A 15714-nucleotide genomic window follows, 5' to 3' on the forward strand; every position below is an offset into this window, starting at 1 on the left:
TCATGAGTGATCATCCCGAGCTAGCCGGCAAGCTCCCCCTGGAGTTCTTCCGGCAACTACCCAAGACCGATCTGCACGTCCACCTCGACGGCTCGCTGCGCCTCGAGACGATCATCGAGCTCGCCCGCACCCACCACGTCGAGCTCCCCACGTACGAGCCGGCGGAGCTGCGCAGGGTGATGAACCTGGGCCAGAACTGCGGCTCGCTCGTCGAGTACCTCAAGGCGTTCGACATCACGCTGCGCGTCCTGCAGACCGAGGAGGCCCTCCACCGCGTCGCCTACGAGCTCGCGGAGGACGCCGCGCGCGAGAACGTGCGCTACATGGAGGTCCGCTACTCGCCGATGCTGCACACCCGCCTCGGCCTGCGGCTCACGAGCGTGGTCGAGGCGGTGCTCTCCGGGCTCAGGACGGCGCGCGACGCGCTGGGCATCGAGAGCAACGTCATCGTCTGCGGCATCCGCAACATCTCGCCGGAGTCGTCGCTGGAGATGGCGGAGCTCGCGGTGGCGTACAAGGGCCGCGGCGTCGTCGGGTTCGACCTGGCCGGCGCCGAGTACGACCACCCGGCGAAGCACCACAAGGCCGCGTTCCAGCTCGTGCGGCAGAACAACATCAACTGCACCATCCACGCCGGCGAGGCGTACGGCCCCGAGTCGATCGCGCAGGCGCTCCACGTCTGCGGCGCGCACCGGATCGGCCACGGCTGCCGCCTGCGCGAGGACGGCGACCTGCTCCACTACATCAACGATCACCGCATCCCGCTCGAGTGCTGCCCGTCGTCGAACGTGCAGACCGGCGCCGTGCGCGACCTCGCCTCGCACCCGCTCAAGCTCTACCAGAGCCTCGGCCTGCGCGTGACCGTCAACACCGACAACCGGCTCGTCACCGACACGACGGTGTCCCACGAGCTCTGGCACTGCCACACGAAGATGGGGTTCGGGCTGAAGGAGATCAAGGCGACCATCGTGGCCGGCTTCAAGAGCGCCTTCCTGCCGTTCCACATCAAGCAGGCCTATCTCCGCCGCGTCACCGAGGATCTCGAGCGCTTCTCAGCGGACGGCTTGATCCGCCCTGCCGTGACGCCCGTGGCTCCTGGCATGGCTGCCGGCCACGACGCGATCGAGAGCGCCTCGAGGGACGGGAAGGACGGCAGGCAGGGGCCCCTGGCCTCCGTCGAGAAGGCCGCCAACTGACGCGCTGCCCGCCGACGCGCCGCGGATCGAAGCGCCGATCGCGCGGCGCAGGGCGGCGGCCGCGCCCTCGCGGCTGGCTCAGCCGCCCTTCCACTCGGTCCGCTGCACCACGGGCAGCTGCAGCGCGCGCTCGCGGTCGAGATCGAGCGAGCCGAGGTGGATCGCGATGGGCGACTGCACCCACTTGAAGATCGATCTCGAGAACAGCGTCGCGAACTTCTCGGCCCAGGCCCGCAGCGCGGCGGGGTCCTTGTCGGGGAACAGGCTCGGGAGCGCTGCCGCGACCTCGTCGGCGGCGAGCTTCTCGGCGCCGTAGAGGTGGAGGCACGCGTCGAGGACCTCGAACGGCATGAGCTCGGCCTCGCCCGACTGGTTCTCGGCGAGCTCCGGCCCGGCGGTGGTGGCGAGCGTCTGCTGGATGCCCTGGAAGCGGAAGCGCTGCGAGAGGCGCTCGAGCAGCGCGATGACCACCGTCTTCGGCAGGTTGGCGATGACGCTGAACGCCCCTTCGAGGTCGCCGCCCACCGTGGTGTAGCCGAGCGCCTTCTCGCTCATGTTCCCCGTCTGCAGGAACAGCGCGCCGCTCGTGTTCGCCCAGTTCCACATGCGCCCGCCGCGGATGCGCGCCTGCACGTTCTGCTTCGTGAGCTCGGTGAGCTGCCCGCCCTCGCCGACCATCGCCTGGGCGGCCTCGAGCTCCCGGGGGAACGCGTCCTCGATCGGGATGACCGCGAACGACACCCCGAGATCGTCGGCGATCTGCGCGGCGGCGCGGTGCGTGGCGTCGCTGGAGTAGCGGGAGGGCATGAAGAACGCGTGCAGCGACGCCCCCATCCGCTCGCGCAGGGCCGCGCCCTCGATGCCCGGGTGGATGAGCTGCACAGCGCGCCAGGCGACGAGCAGCGTGAGGAGCGAGTCGCGGCCGCCCGAGAGCGCGAGGCCGATGCTCTTGAAGGCGCCGATCTTGCGGTAGTAGTCGGCGACGCCGAGCGCGAGCGCCTCGTAGAAATCGTCGAGCAGCTCGTCGCGCGCGGAGATCGCGGGCAGCGCCGCCGAGGGCAGGAACGGCGTCGTGCCGGCCGGCGGGGCGGGGTAGGCGAGGCGCGCGCGGTCCGCGGTCTCCCCGTCGATCCGGAGGACCTGCACCATGCGCGCGGAGGCGCGGCGGAACTCCTCGAGATCGCTGCGCCAGGTGCTCGCCTCGCGGCGGCAGCGCGTGGTCCGGTCGAGGTCGACGACGGCCGCGGAGAACCCCTCGCGGAACCGCGGCGCCTCCAGCATCGGCCGGCCGTTCTGGTTGATGAACCCGCCGCCGTCGAAGACGAGCCCGTCGTTGCCGCCGACCAGGTTCGCGTAGGCGATCGTGCACTGGTTGTCCGAGGCGCGGGTCGCGATCATCTCGCGCCGGGTGCCCGTCACCCCGGCGCGGAACGGCGACGCCGAGATGTTGCAGACGATCTCGGCGCCGGCGTAGCAGCGGCGCCGCATCGGGCCGTCGGGCGACCAGATGTCCTCGCACACCTCGACGGCGATCGTCCCGAAATCGAAGGCGTAGACGCGATCGCCGCAGAGCACGCCGTCGGCGTCGAGCTCCATGAGCGGCATGCCGCGCGAGAACGTCCGCGCCTCGTAGAAGATGTTGTAGGTCGGCAGCTTCTCCTTGGGGGAGAAGGCGAGCACCCGGCCGGCGTGGACGATGGCGCCGGCGTTGAAGAGGTCGCCTCCAACGCCGACGGTCACGCCGATGACGAACACGGTGCGGAGCTGCGCGGTCTCCTCGGCGAACCGGCGGAGCTCGCGCTGCTGGCTCGCGACGAACGCCGGCCACTGCACGAGGTCCTCGGCCGCGTAGCCGCCGATCACCTGCTCCGGGAAGACCGCCAGGGTGACGTCGTCGCGCGCCATCGCGCGGGCGAGCGAGAGGCACCGGTCGGTGTTCGAGCGGACGGCGCCGACGGTCGCGTTGACGTTGGCGATTCCGATCTTGACGAGTCGCATCGGGCGGCAGCCTACCGCGGCAGCACGGCGCTGAGCAGGCCGAAGAGCTTGTCGAGCTCCCCGGGCGTCACGCGCCGGTTCGACTTCACGCGGTCCCCCTCGGCGAAGAAGACGATCGGGTCGACGACGCGGACCGTCACGATGGCGATGCGGAACGAGGTCGCGCGCTCGATCTCCTCGTTGAGGAAGGCCGCGTCGCGGGCGGCGAGCTCGGGGCTCTCGCTCGCGCCGTCGAGCGCGACCGTGGCGCCGCCGTCCTTGGTCAGCGTCACGGTGGCCTCGAGCGATCTCAGGGTGGGCGGCACCCGGGGCGCCTCCCGCGGTCCCTTCAGCGTCCGCGCCGGGTCGATCGCCGCGGCGATCGCGGCCTCGTCGCCTGTCGGATCGGGGAAGCCGCCCGTGCCGAGGAAGCGCCGCGCCTCGCGCGCCCGCGCGACCGGCAAGACCACGAGGAAGTCGGGCTCCACGGTCGCCACGACGCGCGTGTGCCCCTTGATGGTCACGCGCACCGCCGGTACGCCGAGCCCGCTCTCCCGGGTCCCTGGCGGCTGGCTGCGCGAGAGGAGCGCGTCGAGGCCGGACGCCAGCCTGTCCGGCGGCACGCTGTGCTGGACGACGACCACCGCCTCGTGGGCCGCGTCCGCGCGCGGCGCGGTGACGAAGGCGCGCTCGACGTCCCGCTCCGGATCGAGCCCCGTGCCGGTGAGCACGGGGCCCCACAGATCGAGCGCCGCGAGCCGCGCCATGATGGGGTGTCCCCGGGTCCTGTCGCCGTAGACGAGCACCGAGACCTTCCCCCCGGCGATCGACTGCGCGATCGCGGCAGCGTTGCGCGGCTTCGGCGGCGGCGCCGTCTCCGCGCTGACCGGCGCTCCGGACGACGCGGAGCCGCACGAGGCGGCGAGGAGGGCGAGGCCGATGGCGGCGAGCCGCAGCAGCGAGCGGCGCAGCGGCGAGACGCGCATCGCGGCGGGGAGCCCTTGGCGAACGGACGGCATCACCCGGGCGACGTTACCGGCACCTACCCGATCCTGCCAGCGGGGCAAACCTCCACGGCGCTCGGGCGCGCGTCTGCGCCCGTCGACCGACCGCCCGTCGACCGACCGACCGCGCGATCGTCGCCCGCCGCTCGCCGCTCGCCGCTCGCCGACGCGACGACGCGCTGCGCGGCGACGATGCGAGAAGGTGCGCGGGCTCGCGGTCCTGCGCGCACCTCGCTGCGGCGAGGCCATCCCTCTTCCTCGGCTCGGGACCTGGAGTAGGATGCCGCTCCCGCGGTCCACGCAGAGCTCGTGCGCGCCGCAAGGCTCCGTGTCCCGCGACGAAGCGGACGCGGAGCCCGACCCATGTTGAAGAGGAGTGTCATCCCATGGCGGTCCGCCCATCCGACCTGCACGCGATCCCGCTGTTCGAGAGAATCACGGAGGATCACCTCGATGACCTGATGAAGGCGTTCCAGCGCCAGGAGGTCCCGTCCGGCCACGTGCTCTTCGAGGCCCGGAGCGCCCCGGCGCACCTGTTCCTCCTGGTCCGGGGCGAGGTCGCGCTGCTCGACGCGGGCGAGACGCGCTTCCGCCTGAGCCCCATCTCGCCCATCGGCGAGCTCGGCGCGCTGACCGGCTTCCGGCGGACGACGACGGCGGTGACGACGCAGCCTTCGGAGATCTGGCGCATCGGCGTCGCCGAGCTCCAGGACTTCTTCGAGGACCACGGGGACGTCGCGTACCCCTTCTACAACAACCTGCTCAACGTCGTGGCCGGCAAGATCCGGCGCGACGCGCGCCGCCTCGAGGAGACCCGCGCGAACCTGATCCGCACGCAGAAGGCGATGAAGCGGCTCCTCGATCTCGTGCTCGACAGCGAGGAGACGCCGCTGAGCAAGGTCATCTGCGCGACCCTCGAGGAGCTCATCGAGAAGAACCGGCGCTCCCACTACATGGTCGAGCCGGCTCACACGCTGAAGAGCTCGGTCCGTCTGGACAGCGGCGCCCTCGTCCCCGTCGTCGAGCTCTCGGACGGATGGCTGCGCCTCGCCGGTCTGCGCGACGTCGCGAAGGACGCGCACTGGAGCGGCGTGCTCGTCCTGCCCGCGCGCGAGATCCCGGTGAGCGGGACCATCGACGCGGTCGACGATCACGGCGCGCTGGTGAAGCTCGATCTCCTGATCGACGAGTACGCCTCTGCGCTCCAGGACTACCTGACGCGCCTCCAGATGCTGGATTTCGTGGTGTGACCTCTCGCCGCGCCGCGATCGCAGGCCGCGCCTCGATGCGTGGCGGCGGCGCGGCGGCGCTGCTCCTGGCTCCGCCGCGCCTCCTGCCCGCGCGACCGCTCTCGGGCTCGCAAGCTCGCAGCCTCTCAGGCGCTCAGGCTTTCAAACCGTTGCCAGGATCGTGCCCGGTGATCTACGGTTCCAGGAGCTCGCTGACATCGCAGCGCTGAGCCGAAGTGGCGGAATGGCAAACGCGGCGGATTCAAAATCCGCTGTCCGCAAGGGCTTGTGGGTTCGAGTCCCACCTTCGGTACCACCGCGAAATCATTGCGTAATGGCGGCGGTGTAGGGGAAGGGTCCGCAGGGATCGACGCATCGTCGCCGCCCTTTCGGGCGCCTTTTCCCTTGCCCGCCTCCTGGGAGAGCTCCGGGATCGCCTCGTTCAGGGGGCGGAGCTCGCCGAGGCCGAGCTCGGCGGCCGTCCGGGCTGCCCGGCGGTAGCGGTTGATCATCGCGCTTGACTTGTGGCCGGTGCGGTCCGCGACCCACGTCTCGGAGCGGCCGTTCGCGAGCGCGATCGTGATGAAGGTGGCGCGCGTGTCGTGGAGCCGGATGCGCTGCCGTGCCGCGCTGCTCTCGAAGAGCTCGGGGCGCTTCACGTCGGCCGCTTGCAGGTGCTCGCGGAAGCGATCGGCGTGGTGTGCCTCGCCGATGCGCTCGCCGTCCTCGTTCACGAACAGGGGCGCGCTGCCGTCGCGGGTGCTGTCGCCGCGCAGGTTGCGCCACGCGCGCAGCGCGCGGACGACGCCGGGCGAGAGCGCCCACGCGCGCGGATCGTCCGTCTTGTTTTCGTCCAGCACGAGGGCGCCGCGCTCGAGGTCCGCATCCGAGCAGTCGAGCGCGGTCGCTTCGCTGAAGCGCGGCCCTTCACGGTTGAGGAAGCCGTAGAGCAGGCGCCAGCACAGCGGGATGTTCGTGCAGGCGAGCAGGCGCGCATCCTCGTCCGGGTAGAGCCACCCCTTCGCCTTGCTAGGGCCGAGCTTCGGGAGGAAGCCCTTGGGCAGCGGGTTCGCGGCGATGAGGCGGGCAGGGAAGAGCGCGATCGCGAGCAGCCGGTGCATGAGCTGCGCGACGTGGCGCCGCGTCGCCGTGGAGAGCTTCGGCAACGACCGCATGACGTTCTGCGCGTCGTCCAGCGAGAACGAGGCGATCGGGATCGGACCGACGATCGGGTAGACGTGGCGCTCGAGCCGGTAGATGTCGTCGTCGACGCTGCGCTTCGCCTTCACGTGGTCGGGGTAAAGGCGCGCCAGCTCGCCCGCCGTCCAGAGCTCGCCGAACGCCTGGAACGTCATGTCGGGCGACAGCGCGACCAGCCCTGCGGCGCCGTTCGCCGCGCGTACCTGGGCATCCCCTCGGCAGAGCGCGTCGGCGGCTTCGAGCACCGCGTCGAGCGCCTTCCCGTCGCGCTGCGCCGCGCGCTCGACCAGCCCGCGCGCCACGTCCTCGGAGACGTGCGCGGCGGCGCGCAGCTTCAAGGCGAGGTCGGCCAAGATCCCGAGCCGCGCGATCGCCTGCTCCTCCGCCGTGCATGTCGGGAGAGCGATGCTCGGGCGAGACGTCGTGCTGATCTTGACCCGCGCGTACCAGCGCCCGCGGCTCTCGTAGACGTTCCCTGTAGCTTTCCTGGGCATCGTCGGGCTCCTCCTACCTAGACAGGCTCGTCGTTTGGACGCTTGCTCGCCGTCAGAGGTGCGGGTGAAGCCCCAGGTAGTTCCGTCAAAATGTCAAGCTCTTGTTCCGCGATGGGAAGTCCGCGTTCGAGCACGACGCGGAGCGCGTCCGCCAGCTTCACTGCTTCGCCGGGCCGGCGCTGAGCGAGCGCGACGCGGATGCGCTCGATCCGTTCCGCCGTCTCCGGAAGGATCCTTCCTGCGACCGTGATCATTGGACCGTGGGCCATGTCCGTTATCATCGCTTGCGTCCGTTAAATTCGCAAGCGAACGGTGGGAACGGATCTTGGACTGGTGCCGTCGTGGTCGTAGTCCAGCTTTCCCTGTGGTGGTATATCCCGCACCTTTCCACACGTGCTACGAGCCGCGGGACCCCGTAGTACGAACCGTCACCAACGAGCGAGCCGCCCATCTTCGAGCAGCACCCAGGGGGCCACAGGTGAGTACGCCTCGGCCCCAGCTACGGGAAGGCGCGGCGCGTCCGCGAGCTGATCAAGTCCCCTGTCTCGGAGCTGCGCGCCACGTTCGGTGAGGCGGTAGACCTTCGAGAGCAGCGGGTAGTCAGGCGGCTTCGGGCCAGGAGCGCGCTCCACGGCGGCGCCCGAATCGTGCTTGGCCCATTGGGCAAGACGATCTCCCAAGTACAGGTCGCCTGTGCAGGAGACGAGATCCCGCAAGTCTTCACCAAGCTGCGACCTATTGCAGATTACCCTTACTGGAGTCTGCCATTCCTCCACGGACAGGATGGCAAGAATAAGGTCGTCATATCGGCTGAGGCCCAGGGCACCTGTCGTGGCTCTCCGTGGGAAAAAGCAGGAGAGGAGCGCCCACAGCGAAGCGAGCTCTGGAAATCCTTCGACACCAGCGATGCAGCTTTCGACGAAAGGCAGCGGGTTCTCATCCGCGTAGCGTTCCCAGAGGCCGACGGCACGTTCGTAACGTTCCACCGGCCAGGGGCGCGCCTTGTCGAGGCGATCCAGAAGGATCTCGTCGGCGTGGTGGGCTATCGTTCCGGAGCAGTCGAACGGCGGGATCCTCGGTGGCTCGGGGAATCTTTTCATCGTGCCGTAGACGCGCTCGAACTCCATGATGAGGACGTCACTGCACTGGATCCCCAGGCTTCGCAGGTAGCTACAGATTCTCCAGAGGTTCACCTGGTCATCGAGACTCTTTGTTGCCCACAGGACGATGGGCGGATTCCATCGAAGCTCGGATGAATAGAGCTGATCCCATTTCTCGCCCGCATCGTCGCTGTCCGAACATTGTTCGCACCAGGAAAACCACGCCTCGCGCATCCGGACATGCTCTGCGGGAACCGGGCGACTCGGTCCAATCAGAAGGCTGTCGTGCGCGCGCACGACATTGGCCGCACCGAGCTGCGCCAGACGCTCTGCGCCTGCCGCGTCGAAGGTAACGTGAGTCGCGCTCAGGAGGATCGGGGCGGCCGTCATACTCACTGGAATCCGCACTGAAAACAAATCACATACGTATATGGCTTATCTTGCTGACATTCGTCACGACAGATCTCGCAGTAGCTATAGCCGTGACTGTTCCTGCGCGTGCAGCGCCCACCAATTTCCTGGCATTTTTCGTACATATCGGTACAATCGTGAACTGGCGTGCAGCCTGCCATTAACGCGGACGAGTCGCTGCCCACGTCTTCAACTCCGCCTTCGTCGTCTTCGCCGTTACTTGGAAAATCTCCCGCTCCTGCGGATTCTGTCGGGTTTCCAGCACCCGCGCTTCCCGACTCCACTGTGTCGCAAGTGTAGGACAAGTCGCATGCCGACACGAGCATCGCTGCGAGCCCGCCGCACAGCACGAGCGCGCTCGCCTTCATCACCAACCCATGTTCCATACATTTCCCCGTTTCGGATGCGCGCATCGATCCACTACCGGAAAAGCGGCGTCAACCGGTGATCTGCAATCCCGCCCTGCGGTTATGCGCCAGGGGGTGGGCTCGGCGGGTTGGGTCGGGATGTCGAGGCGTGCGCCGGCGAGCTCGGCACCATCGCCCTCCGTCCACTGGGCAAGTACGTCCCGCGCGGATCTTGCAATCGGACCTTACGGGCGTCGCCCTGGGCTTGTCTGCCTCCGCAGATCGTCTGCGGACCGCGTCGTCCTTCCGAGCTGGTTCTGACTACTCGGGAAACCGAAGCGTCCGGACGGCTTTGCCGTCCTCTCCTCGGATCTCGTCGCCGTTCCACTCCCAGCTCACGCCGCCCTTGCCCGGCGGCCCCAGCTCGAAGGTGACGCCCTCCAGCGTGAGCTGGTCCTCCTCGAGGTAGGCGATGCCGATCGAATCGCCGCCGCGCCCCGGGCCGCCGTAGCCGCCGTCGCCCCCTCGGCCGCCATCGCCGCCGCCACACGACCACGTGCCGTCCCCCAAGGCGCCGCCCGGTGCGCCTCGGCCGCCGTCGCCGCCCTCCTCGGGGGGCCCGCCGTCTCCGCCCCACCCCCCCTCGAACGTCTCAATCATGGTGTCGCGCACGGTCACCTTGGCGTGGAGCGCGAGGATCCCGATGCTGGGGCGTCCGTTCTCGCCCCCTCGGCCCCCTCGCCCGCCGCAGCCGCCGGCCGCTCCCGATCCTCCCCCCGCGCCTCCCTTGGAGGCCGCGCCGCACACGCTGAGCCCGCCCCGGCGGCCCCCGCCCCCGCCCCCGCCTTGGCCCGGCGTGCCCATGCTGCCGTCGCCCGCTCGATCGCCGTGCCATCCCTCCTCGGTGATGTGCCCGATGCCCTCGCCGGGTGCGCCGACCTTGCCTTGCGCGCCGTAGATCCCGAAGGACCCCGTTTGGCAGGCAGCGCCCGGCCCCTCCGCGGTTCCTCCCCGTCCGTGTTCCGGGTCCGAGGTCCCCATAGCCTTCCCGTCGTCCCCGTCGCCGGCGCCATCGGGAAGGCCGTCCCCTCCTTTCCCACTGATGCTCGCGGTTCCTCCGTCGCACGGGTTCACCACCGCCGCCCCGCCAGCCACCGTGGCTGCGGAGCACGCGTCGCCGCCGTACAGGCCGTCCGGTCCGTTCGCTGCGCGATTCGGCCAAGGCCACTCCTCGCCTTCGTGGCCGCTCCATCCCTCGGACGCGCGAAGCTCGCTCCGTAGGAGCTCCACTCCGGTGCTGGACTGGACGAGCATCGCGAGCGGGCCATGCGCCGTGATGCGAAGATCAGCGAGCGTCGAGACCCCGTCCGCGGCCCCCACGTCGTCGGGGCCCGCCGGCTCGATCGTCACCGCCACGTCGGGCTTGTCAGGGACGTAGACCAGCGACCAGGCGGCAAGGCCGTCGCGGTTCCAACGCCAGCAGTCGAAGCCCCCGAGGAGGTCCACGCCGGAGGGCAGCCTCACGCTGCCCTTGAACCCGTCGCGGCAGACGTACACGCGCCCTCGTCCAACGCGCGCGAGGTCGATAGCACGCTGGACGGAGAGCACCGGCTTCGCCTTCGTTCCGGGGTTGCTGTCATCGCCGCCCCCTGCGAGCCCGGCGACGAACACGCCGCAGCCCTCGTCGAGAATGCCGGCCGCGAGATGCTCGAGGCAGACCGACTCCGGCGGCGGTTCGTCGTGGCACGAGGTGCCACCACAAGGCGCTCCGCCAGCATCGCTCACGCCGGGCGCAGTGCCGCAGCCGAGTGCGGCGAGCGGCAAACCAAGGAACAGATAGGTCGCCCTCGTTCTGCTCATCGTTCTCCCTCGAGGTCGTGGTTCGTGAAGCGAGCCGCTCAACGAGGCGGTTCCGGATCGGGGCTGTCGAAGGGACGGTACGCCGCGGCATCGCCTTCTTCCCCCCGCCCCAGGGAATCATTGACAGGCGCGTTGCCTGCGAGACCTCCGAGGCCACCCCTTCCGTACTGTATCTGGACCTCCGGCCCGAAGCTCACGGAGGCGCTGAGGGCTGCGATGCCATAGGACGGCCCTCCGAGGCCGCCACCGGCATCGCCCCCGCGGCCGCCAGCGCCGCCCCAACCGCCGTCGCACGCCTTCCACATAGGTGTGTTTGCGAAGCCCAGGCCACCTTGACCCCCTGGTTGACCATAGCCGCCCGGTTGGCCCGTTCCGCCCACTCCGCCATGACCGCCATCGCCCGTGATCACGTCCGTCGCGTCCAGCGCCAGCGAGCTCCCTTCCAGCGCGATGACACCGATGCTCGCGCCGCCGTAGCTGCCGCCGTGGCCTCCCAGGCCACCGCAGCCGCCGCTGCCGCCCGAGCCCCCGGCCGCTCCCCCCTGGGGCCGGTTGGCCGGACATGCGGTCATGGGACCGCGGGATAGGCTACCGCCGCCGCCGCCGCCCCCTTGGCCTATGCCGCCTTTCTGCCCGTCGTTACCCCGAACGCCGATCCAGCCGTCGACCGTCAGGTAGCCTGCTCCAACGGCGCCGGCCGCACGAGGGCTGTCAGGGCCCGGCCGGCCATCCGCACCGTTCATGCACCGTACGTCGCCAGCGCCGGTCCCTCCCTGGCCCTTGCCCTCCGGATTCTCCGCCGGTTCGGGCTTCCCCGGCGCGCCGTCGCCCCCCGACTCGAGCCCGCCGTCGCCCCCGTAGCCGCCCGTGGACTCGATGCCGTCGCCGCACACGGTCACGACCGGGAGGGCGCCCGTCTCGCCGTCCGCCGTGCAGGCGTTCGCGCCGTCGTTCCCGAGCTCGCCACCCGTCGCCCGCTCGCTGGACGCGTCCTTCCCCGGCTCCCCGTCCTTCCCGTTCCCTGCGACGATCACGCTGTCCTGCACGATCGCCCTGGCCCCCTGGCTCAAGATCATCGCGATCGATGATTTGTGGTCAGGCGCCGAGGCGTCGGCCGCCACAGCGCGCACGCCGACGATCACCGACGTCACGTCATCGCCCGCGATGACGTGCTGGTCGTCCCCGCCGAGGACCCGCACCGGGATGCCCACGGGCGGCGCGATCACGGTCGACGCATTCGGCCCGCCGAGCGGCCATTCCTCCGACGAATCGTCGCCGTCATCACAGCGACGACTGCCCCAGAGGTCGACCCCCGAAGGCAACGTGATCGCCTCCTCGAACACCCCGCCGCACGCATACACGCGCCGGGTAGGTGTCTCGCTTTCGTCTCGGCCACTCGCGGCGAGATCGATCGCGAGTTGCAACGTCTTCACCGGCGCGTTCTTCGTGCCAGGGCTCCTGTCGTCCCCCGACGACGGGCTGACGAATACACCGCATTTGTCCAGCGCCGGCGCGGTACCTGGCGCTCCCTCGCAGGGGTCGGGCGGAGGCTCCGGCTCGCGGGCGCAATCCAATGCTTCCCAGCAAGTATCGGAATAACGGCACGCGGCCAACGTGCTTGCGCTCCACGCGCACAGCGCGACAGCGAAAACGGAAGCTCTAGCACTTCGGCCTGCACGCGAACTCGTCTCCACCGCTCCCGCTGACCTCACCACAGCCCCTCGATTCTCACGCCGGTCTCTTGCCCGGTCGCCACGGGCGAGACGTGGATCCGCTCCTGAGCCGGCGAGGCCCCCAGGAAGGAGAAGTCGGTAAAGAACGACGCGGCGGTCGCTGCCCCGATGACACCACCGGTGATGACCAGGGCCGTGCCCCAGCGGTCGGAGAGGTTACGCCCGTCGAGGAGGCGGCGGAGGTCGCCGCATGCGGAGCGTTGCGACGCTTGCCAGCACATCGACGAGCTCGACGTCCGAGAACGCGTGAGCCTGTCGCGTTGCTCGCTCGCGTCACCATCCAGCGTGCTGGCCCTGATCATCAGGACGGCGCCCGTCGACACGGCGGCTGTCGCGACCGCGATACCGCCGATCCGCACCGTCCCCGGCCAGGAGGCCCACGGGCTGGGGGCCTGCCCGCGCGGAGCGGGCAAAGTGCGCACGGGGGTCGGCATCGTTGATGCGGCCTCCTTGGCGCTACCCGCCTCCTTGGCGCTGCGCGGCGCCGCACACAGTAGCGGCATCGTGAAGTCGTGCTCCGCGCCCGCCCCGGCGCGCAACGTATGCAGCGCGTCCTTACAGCCCGGTGCACGGCCCCGCACCATGTGTTGGCCCGGCTCGAAGAACAGTCTGTACGTCCGCGCGGTCCGGCCGAGGCTCTTGCCGTCGACGACCACCTCGGCGTCCGGGGGATCCACCGCCAGAATGAGCGTGACAACGAACGGTGTTGCCTTGCGTAGGCCCTCCGAGAATCGCTCGTACTGCGCAGGAGACAGCGCATTGTGCTGCTCGAGGCCCTGTTCAAGGCTCCACCCCAGGTGCTCCGCCGCATCACGGTACTTGCGCAGCGCGAGCTCACAGAGCCCGAGCTCACCGGCGATCTCGGCGCGCTCTCTCTCTGTGGCCGACGCCGGATCGGCTGCCTCGAAGGCCGCTTTGTAGGCGGCAACTGCTTCGGTCCACTGTCCTTGTGCGCGAGCGCGCTTGGCGCGGCGAAGGTGGTCCTTTACCGTCGAGTCGCCGCCTTTTCCGGGTGCGGGATAGGGGTCCTCCGCGCGGACTGAACCCGCAGAGCCCGTCACGACGCCAAACACCAGGCATATCCACAGCGATTTCGCGACGAAACGCACCGCTGGACGGTACTTTCGCCAGCCGGACGGCGTCAAGGGTATGGAATCGACAGCGATCGGCGCTTTGGATGAGAAATTTCGGCCCACTGGCGTAACGCGTTCGTCCGTCCGCGGTGGCGGAGAGGTTGGGCGTGCCACGACGCGCCTCGTCCGACGCGCATTTTCCGCTTGACACGGCACCATGCCCGTGATCCGCGCGTGCTTCGAGCGGATTCCTCCGGGCCTGCCAGCGCGGCGTACAGGTGGCGCGCCCTTGTGATCGCTGCGCTGGCGAGGACGCTTCGGCCGCTACGGCGTAGAACCTGATCAGGCCAAGGAGACGCCCAGCAGCGGGGAGCCGCGGGCGTGTTTTCAGCTCGCGCGGCGCCCCATGTTCGGCGCGACGATACCCCCGACGCGCGGCAGGTAGTCGCCCATGATGTCCTGAAAGCTTCGGGCGTACGTCAGCGGCCGCTCGCTCGGCGTCTGCCTCGAAGCCTTCGGCGCCTCGCGAGCGGCCCTGCCCTGCTCCTCCTTGATCCGCGTCTGGATGGCGCTGACCGTGGCGCGCGCGTCGTCCGCGGTCGCGCTGTTCAAGAGCGCCTGGATGGTCTCCTTCGTGGTCGGAAAGACCATCTCGATGCAAGCCTTCGACGGCTGCTGAAGCTTGAACTGGTAGCCCTTCTCGTAGCACCCGCCCAGCGGTGGGGTGAGACCGCATCGGAACTGCAGGTGGTGCTGGTGATCGTTCCAGTGCTTCGCCTGCTCGGGCAGCGCCATAAACTGCGCGTGGAACAGGTGAATCAGCTTGTGGAACTCGTCGATGGGTTTCACGTCCGCGGCCCCGAGCTCCTGCGCGCGCTTCGCGTCGGCCCTGGCGTCGTCCACCACGGCATCGATGTCGGCGAGGCTCTTCCGAATGAGCGCCTCGGCGGCGAGGGTGAGATCCACGATCGGCGTGAACCGCGCCTTGGCGGCGGCGAGGGTTGCACGCGCGGCCAGCTCCGCGCGGGCGGAGGCGTTGCGCTGCTCGGCGCGGGCGCGGAGCTCCTCGGCGCGCTCCGGGGCGATGGCCATGACCTTCGCCTCGAGCTCGGCGAGCTCCGCCGTGGTGGCTTCGAGGGCGGCATCGGCCTTCTCGTGCTCGGCGGTCGCACGGGCCGCTCGTTCCTCCGCGGCGCGGAGCGCATCGATGATGGTCCGGGCGGGGTGCGCGGCGATGCGCGCGGCGAGGGCGCGCCGCTCGCCCTCAAGGGCGGCGTGGTGGCGCTGCTCGAGCTCGTCGAGCTGCGAGGTGAGCCGAGCGCGCTCCGCCTCGTGCTCGGCCTGGGCGAGGGCACGCCGGGCGTCCTCCTGGCGCCGATGCGCGCGGTCGCGCTGGAGCTTCGCCAGGTCGCGCGCGTTCCGCGCCGAGATTACTGCGGCGCCGCTCGTGTCGCTCGGGTCCTCGTCGAAGGCCCCTTCGACCGTCTGGAGCTGCGCCTCCCTCTCGTCGAAGCGCTCCGCGGCATCCGCAGCGTCGCGCTCCGCAGCGGCCAGCGCTGCGCGCGCCTTCACCACCGCGTCGGCGGGGTTGCCCGCTGGCGCCGGGTTGCTCCCCTTTGCGTCGACGATTCCGAACGCCGATCGCACCATGTTCACGATCTTCCGATCCATCTCTTCAGTCTTCCGGTCCCCCGGCGAGCAGCCGGGCAAAGGTGGGCGTCATGGCTTGGACCCGCACCGGGGTCCGGTGGAGCGATCGCGCGGCGCGCGGCGGGATGCCCATGCGCGCGTCGAGCTCCGCATCGGATAGCGGCGGCGTGGGTGGCTTGGGGCGAATCCCCATGCGGATGTCGAGCGCCTCATTCGGAAGGAGCGGCGCGAAGGACTGCCGCGCTTCGGTCGGCGTCATCATGTGCATCCGAAAGCGGCCATCCGGCATGCGCTCCGCACCACGCGGGGTGCTGCGCTGGATGCCCATCCGGACGTCGAGCGCCTCATCGGGCAGCAGCGGCGAGGGCGGCGAGGCCCTGCGCGGCTCGGGGGCGGGGCGCGGGCGGGCTGGCGGAGCTCCCCAGATCAGCTCGGCCAGA

At 70.0% G+C, this 15714-nt stretch carries 10 protein-coding genes, 1 tRNA gene and 1 pseudogene; 3 read left to right on the plus strand and 9 right to left on the minus strand.

The window, feature by feature from the left end; all coding sequences use genetic code 11:
* Positions 1 to 2 precede the first annotated feature (2 nt).
* The gene (gene add, locus WME82_RS48860; RefSeq protein ID WP_438040925.1) at positions 3 to 1196 is read left to right on the plus strand and encodes an adenosine deaminase; all 1194 of its coding nucleotides are present in this window, start codon (positions 3 to 5) and stop codon (positions 1194 to 1196) included.
* Between the two features lie 78 nt (positions 1197 to 1274).
* On the opposite strand, the gene nadE is transcribed toward add, so the two are convergent.
* Positions 1275 to 3194 carry an NAD(+) synthase gene (gene nadE, locus WME82_RS48865; RefSeq protein WP_438040926.1) on the minus strand — a complete coding sequence of 640 codons (1920 nt, stop codon included), beginning with the start codon at positions 3192 to 3194 and terminating at the stop codon, positions 1275 to 1277.
* Positions 3195 to 3205: 11 nt separating this feature from the next.
* The gene (locus WME82_RS48870; RefSeq protein ID WP_438040927.1) at positions 3206 to 4192 is read right to left on the minus strand and encodes a hypothetical protein; all 987 of its coding nucleotides are present in this window, start codon (positions 4190 to 4192) and stop codon (positions 3206 to 3208) included.
* Positions 4193 to 4563: 371 nt separating this feature from the next.
* On the opposite strand from WME82_RS48870, the gene WME82_RS48875 reads away from it, so the two are divergent.
* Positions 4564 to 5427 carry a Crp/Fnr family transcriptional regulator gene (locus WME82_RS48875; RefSeq protein WP_438040928.1) on the plus strand — a complete coding sequence of 288 codons (864 nt, stop codon included), beginning with the start codon at positions 4564 to 4566 and terminating at the stop codon, positions 5425 to 5427.
* Between the two features lie 209 nt (positions 5428 to 5636).
* Positions 5637 to 5722, plus strand: a tRNA-Leu gene (locus WME82_RS48880).
* A 229-nt stretch (positions 5723 to 5951) separates the two neighbouring features.
* Here WME82_RS48880 and WME82_RS48885 read toward each other — a convergent pair.
* From WME82_RS48885 to WME82_RS48915, 7 genes and pseudogenes are all read right to left on the minus strand, one after another.
* Positions 5952 to 7100, minus strand: a pseudogene (locus WME82_RS48885) (tyrosine-type recombinase/integrase); the annotation flags it as partial.
* Positions 7101 to 7528: 428 nt separating this feature from the next.
* The gene (locus WME82_RS48890) at positions 7529 to 8590 is read right to left on the minus strand and encodes a DUF1835 domain-containing protein (RefSeq protein WP_438040929.1); all 1062 of its coding nucleotides are present in this window, start codon (positions 8588 to 8590) and stop codon (positions 7529 to 7531) included.
* Positions 8591 to 9279: 689 nt separating this feature from the next.
* Positions 9280 to 10818, minus strand: coding sequence for a hypothetical protein (locus tag WME82_RS48895; protein ID WP_438040930.1), 1539 nt, complete (start codon positions 10816 to 10818; stop codon positions 9280 to 9282).
* A 38-nt stretch (positions 10819 to 10856) separates the two neighbouring features.
* Positions 10857 to 12251, minus strand: a complete 1395-nt coding sequence (locus WME82_RS48900) for a hypothetical protein (protein ID WP_438040931.1) — start codon at positions 12249 to 12251, stop codon at positions 10857 to 10859.
* 275 nt (positions 12252 to 12526) lie between these two features.
* Positions 12527 to 13696 (minus strand): hypothetical protein, encoded by a 1170-nt coding sequence (locus WME82_RS48905; RefSeq protein WP_438040932.1) that lies wholly within the window; start codon positions 13694 to 13696, stop codon positions 12527 to 12529.
* Between the two features lie 315 nt (positions 13697 to 14011).
* Complete coding sequence (locus WME82_RS48910; protein WP_438040933.1) at positions 14012 to 15295, minus strand: hypothetical protein; 1284 nt, start codon at positions 15293 to 15295, stop codon at positions 14012 to 14014.
* Positions 15296 to 15299: 4 nt separating this feature from the next.
* Positions 15300 to 15602 (minus strand): hypothetical protein, encoded by a 303-nt coding sequence (locus tag WME82_RS48915; RefSeq protein WP_438040934.1) that lies wholly within the window; start codon positions 15600 to 15602, stop codon positions 15300 to 15302.
* Positions 15603 to 15714: the final 112 nt, after the last annotated feature.

The sequence above is a fragment of the Sorangium sp. So ce128 genome (assembly GCF_051525245.1).
Classification (GTDB): domain Bacteria; phylum Myxococcota_A; class Polyangia; order Polyangiales; family Polyangiaceae; genus Sorangium; species Sorangium cellulosum_B.